Origin of the sequence: Aeromonas bestiarum, from assembly GCF_028751155.1 — a bacterium.
GTDB classification, from domain to species: Bacteria; Pseudomonadota; Gammaproteobacteria; order Enterobacterales; family Aeromonadaceae; genus Aeromonas; species Aeromonas bestiarum.
On record NZ_CP064746.1, the window covers coordinates 500,938 to 515,557 of the forward strand.

Here is a 14,620-nt window from a genome sequence, read left to right on the forward strand (position 1 = left end):
CGGGAAGAAGGGGTGGGCAAGGGGAGGCTGCTGACCCGACGTCACCAGCCGGATTAGATGGGGCTCTCTTTGTGGAGATCGGTGACGCAGTCGGCCACCGCCAGCACCAGCGCCGAGCGCACCACCTGATCGAGCCGGTTGAGCTGCATCTGGTAGAAGGGCCAGTCCTCCTCGTTGGCCGGGGGATCCTGCGGCATCATGCTGCCCTGATTGAGACCGTGCAGACGATTCAGCAGATCGCGGATCGGCTTGTCGCTGAAGCGGTAATCCTTGGGGTCGCGCACCAGAAAATCGCGGATCTTCAGGTAGGCTTCCAGATCCTGATAGCGCTCGAGGGAGATGAGACCGAGGGCGAAGATGAGCTTGAGGCGCACCTCCAGCTGGCCGAGGGGGCCGCTCTGGTTGAGCAGGGGTTCGATGGCGTATTTGACGGCATACTCCTCCTGGCGGAACGCGCGCCGCATCAGGGAGTCGACCGCCTCTTCCAGGATGGTCACGACTTCGAGAAAGAAGCCGCGGGGGCCATCCTGCTCGTTCAGTCGTTCCAGTACTTCATCTTCCTGGTGTGTGGTCATAGGTGCTTAGGGTCCAGCTGACTGGGAGAGAGAGTGTCTCTCTCCCGGTTTTTATCATATGGGGCGAATTCCCATGCCATTCAACCGGTTGATGCGGCTGCTTGGCGGTGAGTGCGCCCCATCAGGGTCACTTCAAGGTGTCGTAACGGGCGACGATGGCACGCACTATCTCGCTGTCGGCGGCAAGGCCTGTCACCCGGGCCAGGGCCTGGGCCGGGCCAAGCTCTGCCAGCAGGCTCTGCAGCTCCACCGCCTGGGGATCATCGGTGTTGCGATAGTGCAGCGCCGCGGCTATCCCCTCTTGCAGGTGATCGCTCGGCAGTCCGTACTCCAGGGTGCCGAGCAGCGGCTTCACCAGCCGATCCCCCGCCGCCAGCTTGCGCAGCGGCTGACGGCCGACCCGGTCAATCTCGTCCACCAGATAGGGGTTGGCGAAGCGGGCCAGGATCTTCTCGATATAGGCGGCGTGCAGACGGGGATCGAAGCCGTAACGCTTCACCAGCACGGCCCCGCTCTCCTCCATGGCGCGGCGCACCTTGCTGCGGATCACAGGATCTTCAATCGCCTCGCGCACGGTGCGATAGCCCCGCAACTTGCCGAGGTAGGCGGTGACTATGTGGCCCGTGTTGAGGGTGAACAGCTTGCGCTCGACGAAGGCCATCAGGTTGTCGGTGGGCTCCATGCCCGCCACCTGCGGCAGTTCGCCCTTAAACTGGGTCTGATCGACGATCCACTCGCTGAAGCTCTCCACCGTCACTTCCAGCGGATCGTCGTTGGCCGCCGCCGGTGGCACTATGCGATCCACCGCCGAGTCGACGAAGCCGACGCAGGATTCGAGCGTGGCATGATACGCGACCGGCAGGAACTTGAGTACCTCCTGCTTGAGATGGCTGGTGCCGCGCACCATGTTCTCGCAGGCGATGACGTTGAGCGGGGTCAGGTTGCCGGCATCGAAGCGGGCCTGCAGCCCCTTGGCCAGGGTGCTGGCAATCTTGTCCAGAATGTTGGGGCCGACCGCTGTGGTGACCAGATCGGCGGTGATGATGCGGGCGATCACCTCGTGACCGGCGGAACTGACCGCCGCCACGTTGCGCACCACGTCCAGCTTCTGATCCGCCCCCACCACGTGCACCTTGTACTCCTGGCGGTGGTTGAGCTGATCGATCAGGGTCTCGTTGACGTCGGCGAAGGTGACCTGGTGGCTGGCGTCCGCCAGCAGTTTTCCAATGAAGCCACGACCTATATTGCCGGCACCAAAATGCAATGTTTTCATGATATTAACCTCTACAACCAAAGACGATGAAGGACGATTACGCAGCCTGTTCGGCACCCAGCAGATCCAGAAACTCCTGGGGATCCTGGGTGCTGGCCAGCCGGTCGATGAGACCGGGTTCATCCAGTGCATTGGTCAGGCGGGTTATCACCTGCATGTGTTCGTCGTTGCGGGCGGCGATGCCGATCACCAGTCGTGCCACTTCATCGGCCGCCTCGCCGAAGGCGACCCCGGCCGGATACTGGCAGATGACGATGCCGGTACGCTTCACGAACTCCTTGGCGGCTATGGTGCCGTGGGGCACGGCGATGGACTCGCCGAGGTAGGTGGAGACCAGCTGCTCGCGCTCCAGCATGGCGTTGACGTAGTCGGGTGCCACATAGCCCCGATCCGCCAGCAGCTTGCCGGCAGCCCGGATGGCGGCCTCCTTGTTGTCGGCCTTGAGCCCCAGGTGCACGTCCTGACGGCTCAGGGTGAACACCTCGCTGGCCTGCGGCTCGTAGTGGTCGTCGTTGGCCGCCACCAGCAGCTGCGGGTTGGCGACGTCATCGTTGGCGGCCTGGGTCAGGCTCTGCACCAGCTCCTGATAGAGGCCGTTGTCGAGGAAGTTGGTGAGCGAGATGTGGTGGGCGTTCGGCGCATGGCGACGGGCCCGCTCGGTCAGATCCTTGTGGGTGATGACCCAGTCCACCTGATCGTCGAGCTGATCGATGGCGCGGTTGGTGACGCTGATGTCGAGCCCGGCGGCCTGCACCCGCTTGCGCAGCATGCCGGCGCCCATGGCGCTGGAACCCATGCCCGCATCGCAGGCAACCACGATATTGCGCACCGCCATCAGTTCACCGCCCGGCTTCTTGGCCGCCGCGGTTTCGGGTTTGGCACCCTTCATGGCTTTCATCTTGCGAGTGGCTTCACCCAGGGCATCGGCCTCGTCGGCTTCCGGTTGCTGGGCGCGCACGAACACGGCGGCGACCAGGAAGGAGACCAGGGTCGAGCAGATGATGGAGAGAGCAACCCCGATCAGGGAGGCTTTCGGCGTCATCAAGAGCACGGCGAAGATGGAGCCCGGCGAGGCGGGGGAGACCAGTCCGGCGTTGAACAGGGTCAGGGTGAAGACCCCTGTCATGCCACCGGCGATCACCGCCAGTATGAGGCGCGGGTTCATCAGCACGTAGGGGAAGTAGATCTCGTGGATGCCACCGAAGAAGTGAATGATGGAGGCACCGGCGGCGGACTGCTTGGCGGCGCCACGGCCGAACACCATGTAGGCCAGCAGCACGCCCATGCCCGGGCCCGGGTTCGCTTCGATCAGGAAGAAGATGGACTGGCCATGCTCGGTCGCCTGCTGGATCCCCAGCGGCGAGAAGATGCCGTGGTTGATGGCGTTGTTGAGGAACAGGATCTTGGCCGGCTCGACGAAGATGGAGGTGAGCGGCAGCAGGTTGTTGTCCACCAGGAAGCCAACGCCACCGGCCAGCACGCCGGAGAGCACCTTGACGAAGGGGCCGATCACGAAGAAGGCGAGGATTGCCAGCAACATGCCGATGAGGCCGGCGGAGAAGTTGTTGACCAGCATCTCGAAGCCGCTCTTGACGCGGCCTTCCATCACCTTGTCGAAGCGCTTGATGGCCCAGCCACCCAGCGGGCCGACCATCATGGCACCCATGAACATGGGGATGTCGGTCCCCACTATGACGCCCATGGTGGTGATGGCACCGACCACGCCGCCCCGTTCACCGCCCATCAGCTTGCCGCCGGTATAGCCAATCAGCAGCGGCAGCAGGTAGGTGATCATGGGGCCGACCAGCTTGGCCAAGGTTTCGCTTGGCAGCCAGCCGGTGGGGATGAAGAGTGCGGTAATGAAGCCCCAGGCGATGAAGGCGCCTATGTTGGGCATGACCATATTGGACAGGAAGCGTCCAAAATTCTGTATCTTGACTTTGGTATCCGGTGATAACATGTCGGGACCCCGTTTTAAGCCTGTTTGATTAAAAGTGGTAGTCGGGATGACGGGTTTTGCCGAACCCCCATCCCAGTCGTCTAAGCAACTTCAATCTACCAGCTTGTGATCAAATTAGGCTGAAAACGGGGTGTCTTGTGACACACCTCTCAAATACCCAGACCACCCCCCTCCCTTCATGGTGACGCCGATCACATTCAGGCGCTGTAGTTCGGCTACATTTCGATCTTTCCTGCTAAGCACACAGATTTAATGTGATAAAGATCACCTTATGTGGTTTGCGCAAATCGGCCGTCAATGTGATGTGAGTCACAAATGCATTATTTGTATTCAAATGGGGCGATCGCAGTGACCCTCAATCAGCGAGTCAGGACGATGAATCCTTCGCTTTATGTCATTAATCACCAATGAATCAATTATTTTGTAACCCACTTTCAGCTTTCCACTCAGCTCCCTCAGCCGCACAGCCGGCGCATCACCCCCTCCAGCAGACCTCGATCGAAGCGCTGATTCCACAAATTGGCAAACAGCAGTGCCGCCAGGGCGAAGAGGGCGGCGGCCAGCACCACCTCGGGCAGATCCTGCCCCTGCAGCCAGCCCAGCGCCTCCAGCACGCCCATGCCGATCATGATGTGGGCAATATAGAGGGTCAGCGTCTGCCGTCCGACCGGCAGCCAGACCCGCCACCAGCGCGCATGGGGCAGGGCGCGGCCGAGCCAGAGACAGAGCGCGATCAGGGTGCTGGCCGCTCCCATGCCGAACAGCAGGTAGAGCGGGGCCGGAGGTATGGGTTTGGTCGCCAGCAGAGGCGCCAGCTCAGGCTGGGGAAACAGTGTCAGCAACCAGAGCGACAGCCCCTTGGCCAGCCCCATGGCACTCAGCCCGCCGACCAGCAGCCTGCGCTGTACGGTTGCACTCGCGAGGGCCTGGCGGCTCAACCAGAGGCCGTAGAGCAGAAAGCCCAGCCAGGGCACCACGGGGTGCCAGCCATTGAACAGCAGATTGCGGACGAAGCCGTGCAGGGTCCAGAACTCGGGATAGCTGAAGCTGTGCCACTGCCAGCCCTGATCGTAATTGAAGTGAAACAGCAGGCTGACGAAACCTGCCGCCAGCAGGGGGATCAGGGCGAGCAGCCAGAGGGAGGGAAGCCGCAGACAGCAGGCCCCCAGCAGGAAGTAGACGGCGTAGTAGTGAATGATGTCGGCCGGAAACACCAGGTAGTTGAGCAGCCCCAGGATCAGCAGGAACAGAGCCCGCCTGGCGGTGTGGTGCATGGCTGCCGGCCAGCTCAGCTTGCGGGTCGACAGACCCAGGCCTATGCCTGCCAGCACCACGAAGCTGGCGGCGGAGCGCCCCTCCAACGCATCCAGCAGGGCTTTGAGCCAGTCAGGCCCGCCCGTCAGCACCCCCATGGCGATGCGAAAGTTCACCAGCACCATGCCGAGCAGGGCCAGGGCGCGGGCCAGATCCAGTCCTTCCAGTCGATTGAGCGAGGTGCTCATGATGGCGACTCCTTGGGGTGATCAGCTGGCCGGGCCCAGCAGCTGGTCCAGCAGCTGGGGCAGTCGTTGTACGACCGGCGCCTGCTCCGGGTGCAGGGCCAGGGCGTGGCGCAGGGCCTGCCCCTCCAGTGCGTCCAGCAGCAGCTGGGCCGTGAGATCCGGCACCAGGCGGGCAGCCAGCTCCCCCGCCTGCTGGCCACGGCGCACCGCAGCGGCCAGGGCATCACACAGCTGGCGCTGGTTGCTGGCAAAGGTGGCCGCCATCTCGGGGTGGCGGGTCAGCTCGGCCAGGATCTCGGTGCCGAGCAGCAGGTTCTCCGGGGTCAGCGACCAGGCCAGGTAGCCGGCGGCGAAACGGGCCAGCGCCGCGCGGGCCGGTCCCCGGGTCAGCTCATCCAGCAGGGGTTGCAGCTCGGCCGCCTCCAGCGAAGCGATCAGGGCGATCAGCTCCTCCTTGCGGGCGAAGTGGTTGTAGAGGTTGCCCAGACTCACCCCGGCGGCGGCGGCTATGTCACGCATTCCGGTCTGGTGGAAGCCCCGCTCGATGAAGCAGCCGAGGGCGGCCTGGATGATCTGCTCCCGCCGCTGCTCCAGGCGGTTGTGATTGATGGACATGGCCGGTTTCCCCTCTGCTGGTCTACATATTGTGAGCGAACGTTCGTTCATTTATGGTGTTCACCTTATCCCCGGTGTGAAAAATAAGCAAGCCACAGGTGGCCAAGAGGACGCATCTCCTCGGTCGGCAGGCTCAGGGGCAAGCCATGCGTCCGCCGAGCAGCCCCGAATAACCCAGCCTTCAAGCCGGTCAGCGCCGTGACTGGGAGGATGAGCGCTCCCCTGACCATCGCCTCATAGGGCCGCCTGCTCAGCACTCGCCTGTTGGCTCAAGGGGGCCATGGAGAGGGCTGGTTGCGGGCGGGGGCATCCTCTTTCTGCTGGCCGTGAACAACGGCCATAAAAAAGCCCGCAGGGTTGCGGGCTTTATGGATATCCAGTTGCTGACGCCGGGCTTATTCCGCCTTGGGGGCGGCCTCTGCAGGAGCGTCAGGGCTCTCGGCTGCAGTGCTCTCGGTCACTGCGCTGTCGGCCACAGGGGCTTCCGGTGCCGGACCCGGCACCAGATCCACCGCCGGTTTGGCGATGAGGGAGCGGGTATCTTCCACCGCCTCGGTCAGCTTGACCTCGATGATCTGGCCCAGCTCATAGACCACTTCGGTCTTGTCCAGGTAGACGCGGCCGTTGTCCCAGTTGCACTCCAGCCGCTCCTTGTTGTCCAGGATGTGGCGGGCGGGCATGAAGACCACGGCGCCGTTCTCCTGCAGGCGCAGTTTGAGACCGGCACGCATCACGTCGATGATCTCGGCGTTGAACACCTTGTCGGTGCCGGCATCGGCCTTGAGGTAACGGACATAGAGCCAGTCGCCGATATCGCGCTCCACCCTGCGGTGCAGGCGGCGGCACTCGGTCAGGTGCTCGGTCAGCTCCTGGCTTGGGCGCTCACCCGGGGTCTTGCCGGCGATGACGGCCTTGAGCAGGCGATGGTTGACCATGTCGCCGTACTTGCGAATAGGTGAAGTCCAGGTAGCGTAGGCATCCAGCCCCAGGCCGTAGTGGGCACCCGGCTCGGCGGACATCAGCGCATAGCTCTGGAAGCGGCGGATCTTGCCGTCCAGCCAGCGGGTGTCCAGGCTGTCGATCCAGCGGCGCAGGGCGCAGAAGCCGGACAGGCTGGCGATCTCTTCCTTCTCGAACGGGGCCTCGGCGCTTTTCAGCAGGTCGATGGCGCCGTCGAGGGACTCTTCATCGAACCCTGTGTGGACGTTGAAGACGCCGTAGCCGACGCTCTTGCCCAGCACGCGACCGGCGCAGATGTTGGCGGCGATCATCGACTCTTCGATCATGCGGTTGGCGATGCGGCGCGGCTCCACGTGGATGGCCAGCACGGCGCCGTTCTCACCCAGCTCGAAGTCGTAGTCGGGTCTGTCCGGGAACACCAGGGCGTGCTCGGTGCGCCATGCGATGCGTGCCTCCGTCATCGCCTTCATCAGCGGCAGCTGGGCCATGACGTCTGCGTCTATGTCCAGTGCCTTGCCATGCTCGGCCCAGTCGGAGACCTCGTCATAGTTGAGGCGGGCGTGGGAGCAGATGCGGGCGGCGAAGAATTCGGTCTCTTCCAGCAGCAGGCCGTCTTCGGCGATCAGCAGGCGGGCGCACAGGGTGTTGCGCTCCTCGCCCTCTTTCAGGGAGCAGAGCTCGTCCGAGAGGGTGCGCGGGATCATGGGCACGTTGCGGCCCGGCATGTAGACGGTGAAGGCGCGCTGGGCGGCTTCCTTGTCCAGCTCGCTGCCTTCGGCCACATAGGCGGTCGGATCGGCGATGGCGACCAGCAGTTCCCAGCCGTTGTCCAGCTTGCGGATGGCCAGGGCGTCATCCATGTCCTTGGTCTTGGCGCCATCTATGGTGAAGAAGGGGGTCGCGGTCAGGTCGGTGCGCGGCAGCTCTTCCTCTTCGATGACGTTCCACTCGGGCAGGTCGGCCGGTTCAATCTGGGCCAGGTTGTGGCGCGCCAGCACCACCCACCAGGGTACGTTGTGGTCTTCCTGATCGGCGATCTTGTGGCTGATCTCGGCGGAGAAGTTGCCATCACTCAGGGCGTGGCGCTTGAGGGTCGCTACCACCCAGTCCCCTTCCTTGAAGGACTTCTCATCCAGACCCTTCTTGGCGCGGGCCTTGATGGCGTCCTTGATCAGCGGATGATCCGGCACCACGTTGAGGCGATCGCGGAACATCTTCACGCGACCGACGAAGCGGGTCACCGCCTGCTCCAGCAGGGCATCCGGCTCGGCCACTTCCTTCTCTTTTTCGGTACGGATCAGGGCGCTCACCCGGTCACCGTGCATCACCTTCTTCATGTAGGGAGGCGGCACGAAATAGCTGGTCTTCTCATCGACTTCCAGAAAGCCGAAGCCCCGGTCCGAGGCGCGGATCACACCCTCTTTCTTGGGGATGTTTTCGCGGATTTGTTGCTTGAGCTGGGCCAGCAGCGGATTGTCTTGGAACATAAGTGAGGAACCTGAAGTGGAAAACCTGGGTGGAGACCTGATGAAGGATCGCCCAGCACTATACGTTTTTACCCCTCCAAAGCCAAGGTGAATGGCCCCGTCAGCCCCTGTGCAGTGCGTGGCTCCCCTGATTGATCAGGCGCTGGGAGATCTGTTTGTGCAGCCCCCGCTCCAGCACCCAGCGGTGCCAGTAGAGGCGCTCGACCAGGTGATGCTGCGGGCTGAGATCGAGCAGGCTGCCCTGGGCCAGCTGCTGGCGGATCTGCAGTTCGGGGATGAGGCAATAGGCGAGCCCCTGCTCGGCCATGGCGACGAAGGCCTCCGACGAGCGCACCGTGTGGCAGGGATAGCCGCCGGGCTCCAGCCCGAAGTGGCGCGCCATGAAGCTGACGTGCATGTCGTCACGCTGATCAAACGCCACCGCCGGCGCCTTGGCCAGCGCTGCCCGGGTCATGCCATTTGGAAAATGGCGGGCGACGAAGGCGGGACTGGCGGTGAGCAGGTAGTGCATCTCGCCGAGCTCGTCGACGCAGCAGCCCGCCAGTGGCTGGCCGTGCAGGCTGACGGCGCCGAAGGCCTGCCCCTCGCGCACCCTGTCCAGGGTGCGGCACTCGTCATCCACCAGCAGGTTCAGCTCTATGGGGTGCTGCTCCAGCAGAGGTGCGAGGGCTGGCAGGAACCAGGTCGCCAGACTGTCGGCGTTGACCGCTATGCTGACCCGGATCGGGGCCTGGGGTTCGTCGGGCGCTATCTCGCCGGCCAGCTCCAGCTCCAGCTGACGCACCTGGCGATAGTGGGCCAGCAGCTTCTGGCCGAGGGGGGTCGCCTGCAGCGGCTGGCTGCGAATGAGCAGCGGCTCGGCGAATTGCTGCTCCAGCTGCTTGATGCGCTGGGAGATGGCGGACTGGGTGATGTGCAGGCGCTGGGCGGCCCGCTCGAAGTTCTGTTCCTGCATCACGGCATCCAGCGCCAGCAGCAGCTTGTAGTCCAAGGCCTTCATCAGCATTCCTTATCCGTACAGGTATTGAGAAGGGATGCTACTGGAGTGGCGACCGCAGGACAACGCTGCGCTGGCCGGATCGCCGACAGGCCCGGCTGGCGTGGTGTGCGGGGTGAAAGCGGGTTTGTCACTGTGAGATGTGACAGTGGTGGTCAAAAGATATTCAGTGGATACTCTTTTGCGTCCGTTTTTGCATGGGGTGGAAACGGGCCATAGCGAGAACTTTTAATCCCGGGTCTTATCCCGGGATTTTTTTATGGCGACTCTCACTCAGTGACCAGCTCGCGGGCATCGGCATACTCGCCCTGCATGGGCTGGCCGACGGCACGGGCGAAGCGCTCATCCAGGTGGAAGCGGATACCGACCCCGCGCACGGCGCCCAGATCCACCGCCTGACGGTGGCCGAGCCGCTCGATGGGCAGGCCGAGACGGCGGAAGATGCGCTCCACCGGCAGGCTGACCACGGCGACCAGTTCCCGGATCCCCTTCGCCCTGGCGAAGGCATAGACCTCGCGGAAGATGATGCAGGTCAGCTCGCTCACCCCGTTGCCCATGCGCGGCGCCCGGTTGGCATCGATGGCGAGGCGGGTCAGTTCCCAGACGTCGTTGCTGCGCGGTGGCGCCTCACCGGCGAGGGCGCTGGGGAATATGCTGGGCAGCATGTAATCCTGGGCGCAACTGAGCAGCCGGATGCAGCCACACAGGCCCTCTTCGTCTTCGATCAGCACCCAGTGGGTGTCCGGGGTATCGAAGCTGTCCTGCTCCAGACCACGGTGGGACTCCACATCCCAGCCGAGGCGATCGGAGAAGACGCGATTACGGAAGCGATAAAGCTCGTTTTCTACCTCCCATCTGGGGTGTTCTTTTAATTTTCCTTTGAAAACAAGCATTCAGATGTCTCCATTTCAGTGTTCGGCGCTATAATCGAGGCCCTGGCCAGGGGGGCTAGCATATGAAACAAGACCAACTGCTTGAGTACCTCGAACATTTCACTTCGGTAACGGACGGGGATCGTTTGGCCGAGTTGATCGGTCGGTTCACGCTCGGTATGGGCTATGACTACTACCGGTTCGCGCTGATCATTCCCATGTCGATGCAAAGGCCCAAGGTGGTGCTGTTCAATCAGTGCCCCGACTCCTGGGTGCAGGCCTATACGGCCAACCATATGCTGGCCTGTGATCCCATCATTCAGCTGGCCCGCAAGCAGACTTTGCCCATTTATTGGAACCGGCTGGAAGGACGGGCGCGTTTTCTGCAAGAGGGCAGTCTGGATGTGATGGGGTTGGCGGCGGAGTTCGGGCTGCGCAACGGCATTTCGTTTCCGCTGCACGGTGCGGCGGGGGAAAACGGCATACTGTCGTTCATCACCGCCGAGCGGGCGTCGAGCGATCTGCTGCTGGAGTCCTCGCCCATCCTCTCCTGGATGTCCAACTACATCTTCGAGGCGGCGATCCGGATTGTGCGGGTCAGTCTGCGGGAAGATGACCCTCAGGAGGCCCTGACTGACCGGGAGACGGAATGCCTGTTCTGGGCCAGTGAAGGGAAAACGTCGGGTGAAATTGCCTGCATCCTGGGGATCACGGAACGCACCGTGAACTACCACCTCAATCAGGTCACCCGTAAAACGGGGTCGATGAATCGCTACCAGGCCATCGCCAAGGGGGTGAGCAGTGGCATTTTGCTGCCCAATCTGGAGCAGGTCGTTGTCACCAACTTCCCCAAGCTGATGCAATAAAACCCAATGATTCTCGGGGCAGAGCGACAGGCTCACAATTGTCAGATCATGCAATTGACAGTTGGTGCCGGATGGAATTCATCCCTGCCCTCAGAAATCCGGCTGATTAGGAAAATGAATCCATCAGCAGATTTATGAATTTCTCTGAACACCCCGCCGACCTTTATAGTGCCGTCCAATCCCTCTTCTGGACGTTCAATCCATGTTCGCAACTAGCCTGCAAGGCTTCACCCTCGGCCTTGCCATGATCATTCCCATCGGTGCCCAGAACGCCTTCGTGCTGAGCCGGGGCATACACCGCAACCACCATCTGCTGGCGGCGACGCTCTGCTGCCTGTGCGATCTCGTGCTGATCGGGATCGGGGTGTTCGGCGGGGCCAACCTGCTGGCGGCCAGCCCTATCGGACTGGCGCTGCTGACTTGGGGCGGCGTGCTGTTTCTCGGCTGGTTCGGCATCCGTTCCCTGCGCAGCGCCTGGCGCGGGCAGGGGGCCAAGCTTGCGGACTCGCCGCAGTTGATGGGGGTCAAGAGCGTGCTGGCCATGACGCTCGGGGTGACCCTGCTCAATCCTCACGTCTATCTGGATACCCTGATGCTGCTCGGCTCCTTCGGCAGTCAGTTTGCCGAGGAGTTGCGACCGGCCTTTGCGGCCGGGGCCATGCTGGCCTCCCTGGTCTGGTTCTACAGCCTGGCGTTCGGCGCGGCTGCGCTCTCGCCCTGGCTTGCCCGCGGCAGGGTTCAGCAAGCTATTGATACTATTGTTGGTTTCATCATGCTGGGGTTGGCGTTGCAACTGGCGAGCGGGGCTTCGCTGGCCTCATAAGGCTATTTTTGTGCCGTACCTCATAAAAATTAATCCCGGCTTCATGCCCTGACATATTCGTCTGTTAAATTCCCGTCGCTGGTAAAGCGACACTCATAATAAAAGGGACAAGACAGTGAATAAAACCATGAAGCTGGGTGCTATTGCAGCCATCGTGCTGTTGTCTGCCTGTAGCAACGAAAACGACAGCAAGGCGCAACCGGGAGCGGTTGCCCTGCGTCTGATCCAGACCTCCGATATCCACTCCAACGTGCTGGGGTATGACTACTACCAGAACAAGGAGGATCGCAAGTTTGGCTTCTCCCGCACCGCGCTGCTGATCCGCGCGGCCCGCGCCGAAAACCCCAACAACCTGCTGCTCGACAACGGTGACCTGATCCAGGGCACGCCGCTGGCGGATTACATCTTCGAGCAATCCGGTGCCGGCTACCTCGACAAGCAGGCCCATCCTGTGTTCAAGGCCATGAACGAGATCGGCTATGACGCCGGCAACCTGGGCAACCACGAGTTCAACTACGGGCTGGATTACCTCACCAAGACACTGCAGGGCGCCAAGTTCCCCTATGTGAACGCCAACGTGTTCGAGGCGGGCGCCTTCAAGCGCGATGCCAAGGGGCAGATCGACTGGAGCGGCAACAAGTTCAAGCCTTACCTGCTGCTGGAGCGCAAGGTGAAGGATGACAAGGGCCAGCTGCAGACCGTCAAGGTGGGCATACTGGGACTGACCCCGCCGCAGGTACTGCAGTGGGACAAGCGTCATCTGGAGGGCAAGGTGGTGGTGGCCGACATGGTCGAGACCGCCAACCACTATGTGCCCGAGCTGCGCGCCAAGGGCGCCGATATAGTGGTGGTAGTGGCCCATACCGGCATCAACGCCAGCAGCTACGAGGCCATGATGGAGAACTCCGCCTGGCATCTGGCCAAGGTGAAAGGGGTGGATGCCCTGATGCTGGGCCACGCCCACAAGAACTTCCCGGGCGACTTCCCGGATCTGCCGGAGGTGGACAATCAGGCCGGTACCCTGAGCGGCGTGCCGACTGTGATGCCCGGCTACTGGGGCAACCACCTCGGTATCATAGACCTCACCCTGCAGCAGGTAGACGGCAAGTGGCAGGTGAAACAGAGCCAGGCCAGTCTGCGCAAGATCGACTCCAGCGAGGGCAGCGCCGTGGATCAGCGGGTGGTGGACCTGGTGCAGGCCGATCACGACGCCACCAACCAGTGGCTGGACGAGCCGCTCGGCAAGATCACCTCCTCCATCCACAGCTTCTTCGCCCTGGTACAGGATGACCCTTCGGTGCAACTGGTGAGCGATGCCCAGCGCCGCTACGCCGAACAGCTGCAACAGGACGGTCTGCTCAAGGAGGCCTACCCCATACTGTCTGTGGCGGCGCCCTTCCGTGGCGGTCGCAACGGCATCAACGACTTCACCTATGTGGCCCAGGGCGACATCTCCCTGCGCAACGTCTCCGACCTCTACATCTACCCGAACACCCTGCAGGTGGTCGAGGTGAACGGGGCCACCGTCAAGGAGTGGCTGGAGATGAGCGCCGGTCAGTTCAACCAGATAGATACCGGCAAGACAGAGGTGCAGTGGCTGGTGAACGAGAAGTTCCCCACCTACAACTTCGACGTGATCGACGGGGTGAACTACGAGGTGGATATCACCCAGCCGGCCCGTTACAGCAAGGAAGGGGCCAAGGTCAGCGATGGTCAGCGCATCAGCGGGCTCACCTTCAACGGTCAGCCCATGGATCCGGCCCAGAAGTTCTACGTGGTGACCAACAACTACCGCGCCAGCGGTGGCGGCCACTTCCCGGGCATAGACAGCAGCAACATAGTGCATGAAGATCCCTCCGAGACGCGGGAGATCATAGCCCAGTACCTGAAGGCCCAGTCTGCCGACAACCCGGGTGGTTTCAGCCCGGCGGCCAACAACAACTGGCACATGAAGGCACTGCCGGCCAACGTGGACGTGCGGCTCTACTCCTCCCCCCGCGAAGAGGCCAGGCAGCTGGCCGGCGCGGATCTGGAGTACAAGTCCACCCTGCCGATGGACGACGCCAAGCACCCCGGCTACGCCATCTTCCGCCTGATCCGTCAGTAATGCCTGACTGACACCGGCGATAAAAAAAGCCCTCGCAGTGCGAGGGCTTTTTCGTGGGTGGCTGCTGCCTGTGCTTAGTTCACCACGGCCACGTTGATGCTGCCGTTGCCCTGGGTCATGCGTACCCGGGCGCCCGGCACGAAGGTGGGGCTGGCTTTTTGCACCACTACGATGGATTCGCCGTTCTCTTTCTTGATCTCGAGCTCGACGCCATCGACTTGATTGAACTTGTCACCGGCGGCCTTGCCGGCTGCCGCACCCGCGATGGCGCCACCGGCGGCGGCGATGTCGCTGCCGCGACCGCCCCCTATGGTGCTGCCGAGCAGGCCGCCGACCACGGCGCCGCCTATGGTGCCGACCAGGGAGTTCTCATCGGCCTGGATCTTGACCGGGCGGGTGGAGAGTATGGTGCCGTAGCTGACGGTCTGGACCTGCTTGGCACGATCCTTGGTGTAGACATCACCGGAGTAGACGTCGCTGTTGGCACAGCCGCTGAGGGTGGTGGCTGTGGTGGCGGCCAACAAGGCGATAAGGGTGATACGTTTCAACATGATGGGCCTCCTGGGCTGGCATCTGATCTGGT

12 protein-coding genes are annotated in these 14,620 nt (G+C 62.5%); 3 read left to right on the forward strand and 9 right to left on the reverse strand.

Going from position 1 to position 14,620, the window contains the following annotated elements; translation table 11 throughout:
- Positions 1–53: 53 nt before the first annotated feature.
- From IU367_RS02410 to IU367_RS02445, 8 genes are all read right to left on the reverse strand, one after another.
- The gene (locus IU367_RS02410; protein ID WP_042868891.1) at positions 54–575 is read right to left on the reverse strand and encodes an MltR family transcriptional regulator; all 522 of its coding nucleotides are present in this window, start codon (positions 573–575) and stop codon (positions 54–56) included.
- Between the two features lie 127 nt (positions 576–702).
- Positions 703–1,848 (reverse strand): mannitol-1-phosphate 5-dehydrogenase, encoded by a 1,146-nt coding sequence (locus IU367_RS02415; protein WP_274453350.1) that lies wholly within the window; start codon positions 1,846–1,848, stop codon positions 703–705.
- Between the two features lie 37 nt (positions 1,849–1,885).
- Entirely contained in the window at positions 1,886–3,808 is a 1,923-nt protein-coding gene (locus tag IU367_RS02420) for a PTS mannitol transporter subunit IICBA (protein WP_274453352.1), read from the reverse strand.
- A gap of 455 nt (positions 3,809–4,263) precedes the next feature.
- Complete coding sequence (locus IU367_RS02425; protein WP_274453353.1) at positions 4,264–5,310, reverse strand: heparan-alpha-glucosaminide N-acetyltransferase domain-containing protein; 1,047 nt, start codon at positions 5,308–5,310, stop codon at positions 4,264–4,266.
- A 21-nt stretch (positions 5,311–5,331) separates the two neighbouring features.
- Positions 5,332–5,925: a TetR/AcrR family transcriptional regulator gene (locus IU367_RS02430; protein WP_274453354.1), complete on the reverse strand. Its 594-nt coding sequence runs from the start codon at positions 5,923–5,925 to the stop codon at positions 5,332–5,334.
- Between the two features lie 395 nt (positions 5,926–6,320).
- Positions 6,321–8,372: an exoribonuclease II gene (locus tag IU367_RS02435; protein ID WP_274453356.1), complete on the reverse strand. Its 2,052-nt coding sequence runs from the start codon at positions 8,370–8,372 to the stop codon at positions 6,321–6,323.
- A 100-nt stretch (positions 8,373–8,472) separates the two neighbouring features.
- Positions 8,473–9,372, reverse strand: coding sequence for a LysR family transcriptional regulator ArgP (locus tag IU367_RS02440; protein WP_274453357.1), 900 nt, complete (start codon positions 9,370–9,372; stop codon positions 8,473–8,475).
- Positions 9,373–9,638: 266 nt separating this feature from the next.
- The gene (locus tag IU367_RS02445; protein ID WP_098980858.1) at positions 9,639–10,262 is read right to left on the reverse strand and encodes an acyl-homoserine-lactone synthase; all 624 of its coding nucleotides are present in this window, start codon (positions 10,260–10,262) and stop codon (positions 9,639–9,641) included.
- A gap of 62 nt (positions 10,263–10,324) precedes the next feature.
- Here IU367_RS02445 and IU367_RS02450 point away from each other — a divergent pair, with 62 nt between their 5' ends.
- The 3 genes from IU367_RS02450 to IU367_RS02460 all read left to right on the forward strand — a co-directional run bounded on the left by IU367_RS02450 (position 10,325) and on the right by IU367_RS02460 (position 14,037).
- On the forward strand, positions 10,325–11,107 hold the full coding sequence (locus IU367_RS02450; protein ID WP_042868909.1) for a LuxR family transcriptional regulator: 783 nt from the start codon (positions 10,325–10,327) through the stop codon (positions 11,105–11,107).
- 202 nt (positions 11,108–11,309) lie between these two features.
- Positions 11,310–11,930, forward strand: a complete 621-nt coding sequence (gene lysE, locus IU367_RS02455; protein ID WP_274453358.1) for an L-lysine exporter — start codon at positions 11,310–11,312, stop codon at positions 11,928–11,930.
- A gap of 127 nt (positions 11,931–12,057) precedes the next feature.
- Positions 12,058–14,037, forward strand: coding sequence for a bifunctional 2',3'-cyclic-nucleotide 2'-phosphodiesterase/3'-nucleotidase (locus IU367_RS02460; RefSeq protein ID WP_274454339.1), 1,980 nt, complete (start codon positions 12,058–12,060; stop codon positions 14,035–14,037).
- 74 nt (positions 14,038–14,111) lie between these two features.
- Here IU367_RS02460 and IU367_RS02465 read toward each other — a convergent pair whose 3' ends face one another.
- The gene (locus IU367_RS02465) at positions 14,112–14,588 is read right to left on the reverse strand and encodes an outer membrane lipoprotein (protein WP_043140749.1); all 477 of its coding nucleotides are present in this window, start codon (positions 14,586–14,588) and stop codon (positions 14,112–14,114) included.
- Positions 14,589–14,620: the final 32 nt, after the last annotated feature.

Excerpts from the sequence above, each read along its gene's own strand:
- IU367_RS02410 (WP_042868891.1), bottom strand. The coding sequence starts at position 575 with ATGACCACACACCAGGAAGATGAAGTACTGGAACGACTGAACGAGCAG.
- IU367_RS02415 (WP_274453350.1), bottom strand. The coding sequence starts at position 1,848 with ATGAAAACATTGCATTTTGGTGCCGGCAATATAGGTCGTGGCTTCATT.
- IU367_RS02420 (WP_274453352.1), bottom strand. The coding sequence starts at position 3,808 with ATGTTATCACCGGATACCAAAGTCAAGATACAGAATTTTGGACGCTTC.
- IU367_RS02425 (WP_274453353.1), bottom strand. The coding sequence starts at position 5,310 with ATGAGCACCTCGCTCAATCGACTGGAAGGACTGGATCTGGCCCGCGCC.
- IU367_RS02430 (WP_274453354.1), bottom strand. The coding sequence starts at position 5,925 with ATGTCCATCAATCACAACCGCCTGGAGCAGCGGCGGGAGCAGATCATC.
- IU367_RS02435 (WP_274453356.1), bottom strand. The coding sequence starts at position 8,372 with ATGTTCCAAGACAATCCGCTGCTGGCCCAGCTCAAGCAACAAATCCGC.
- IU367_RS02440 (WP_274453357.1), bottom strand. The coding sequence starts at position 9,372 with ATGAAGGCCTTGGACTACAAGCTGCTGCTGGCGCTGGATGCCGTGATG.
- IU367_RS02445 (WP_098980858.1), bottom strand. The coding sequence starts at position 10,262 with ATGCTTGTTTTCAAAGGAAAATTAAAAGAACACCCCAGATGGGAGGTA.
- IU367_RS02450 (WP_042868909.1), top strand. The coding sequence starts at position 10,325 with ATGAAACAAGACCAACTGCTTGAGTACCTCGAACATTTCACTTCGGTA.
- lysE (WP_274453358.1), top strand. The coding sequence starts at position 11,310 with ATGTTCGCAACTAGCCTGCAAGGCTTCACCCTCGGCCTTGCCATGATC.
- IU367_RS02460 (WP_274454339.1), top strand. The coding sequence starts at position 12,058 with ATGAAGCTGGGTGCTATTGCAGCCATCGTGCTGTTGTCTGCCTGTAGC.
- IU367_RS02465 (WP_043140749.1), bottom strand. The coding sequence starts at position 14,588 with ATGTTGAAACGTATCACCCTTATCGCCTTGTTGGCCGCCACCACAGCC.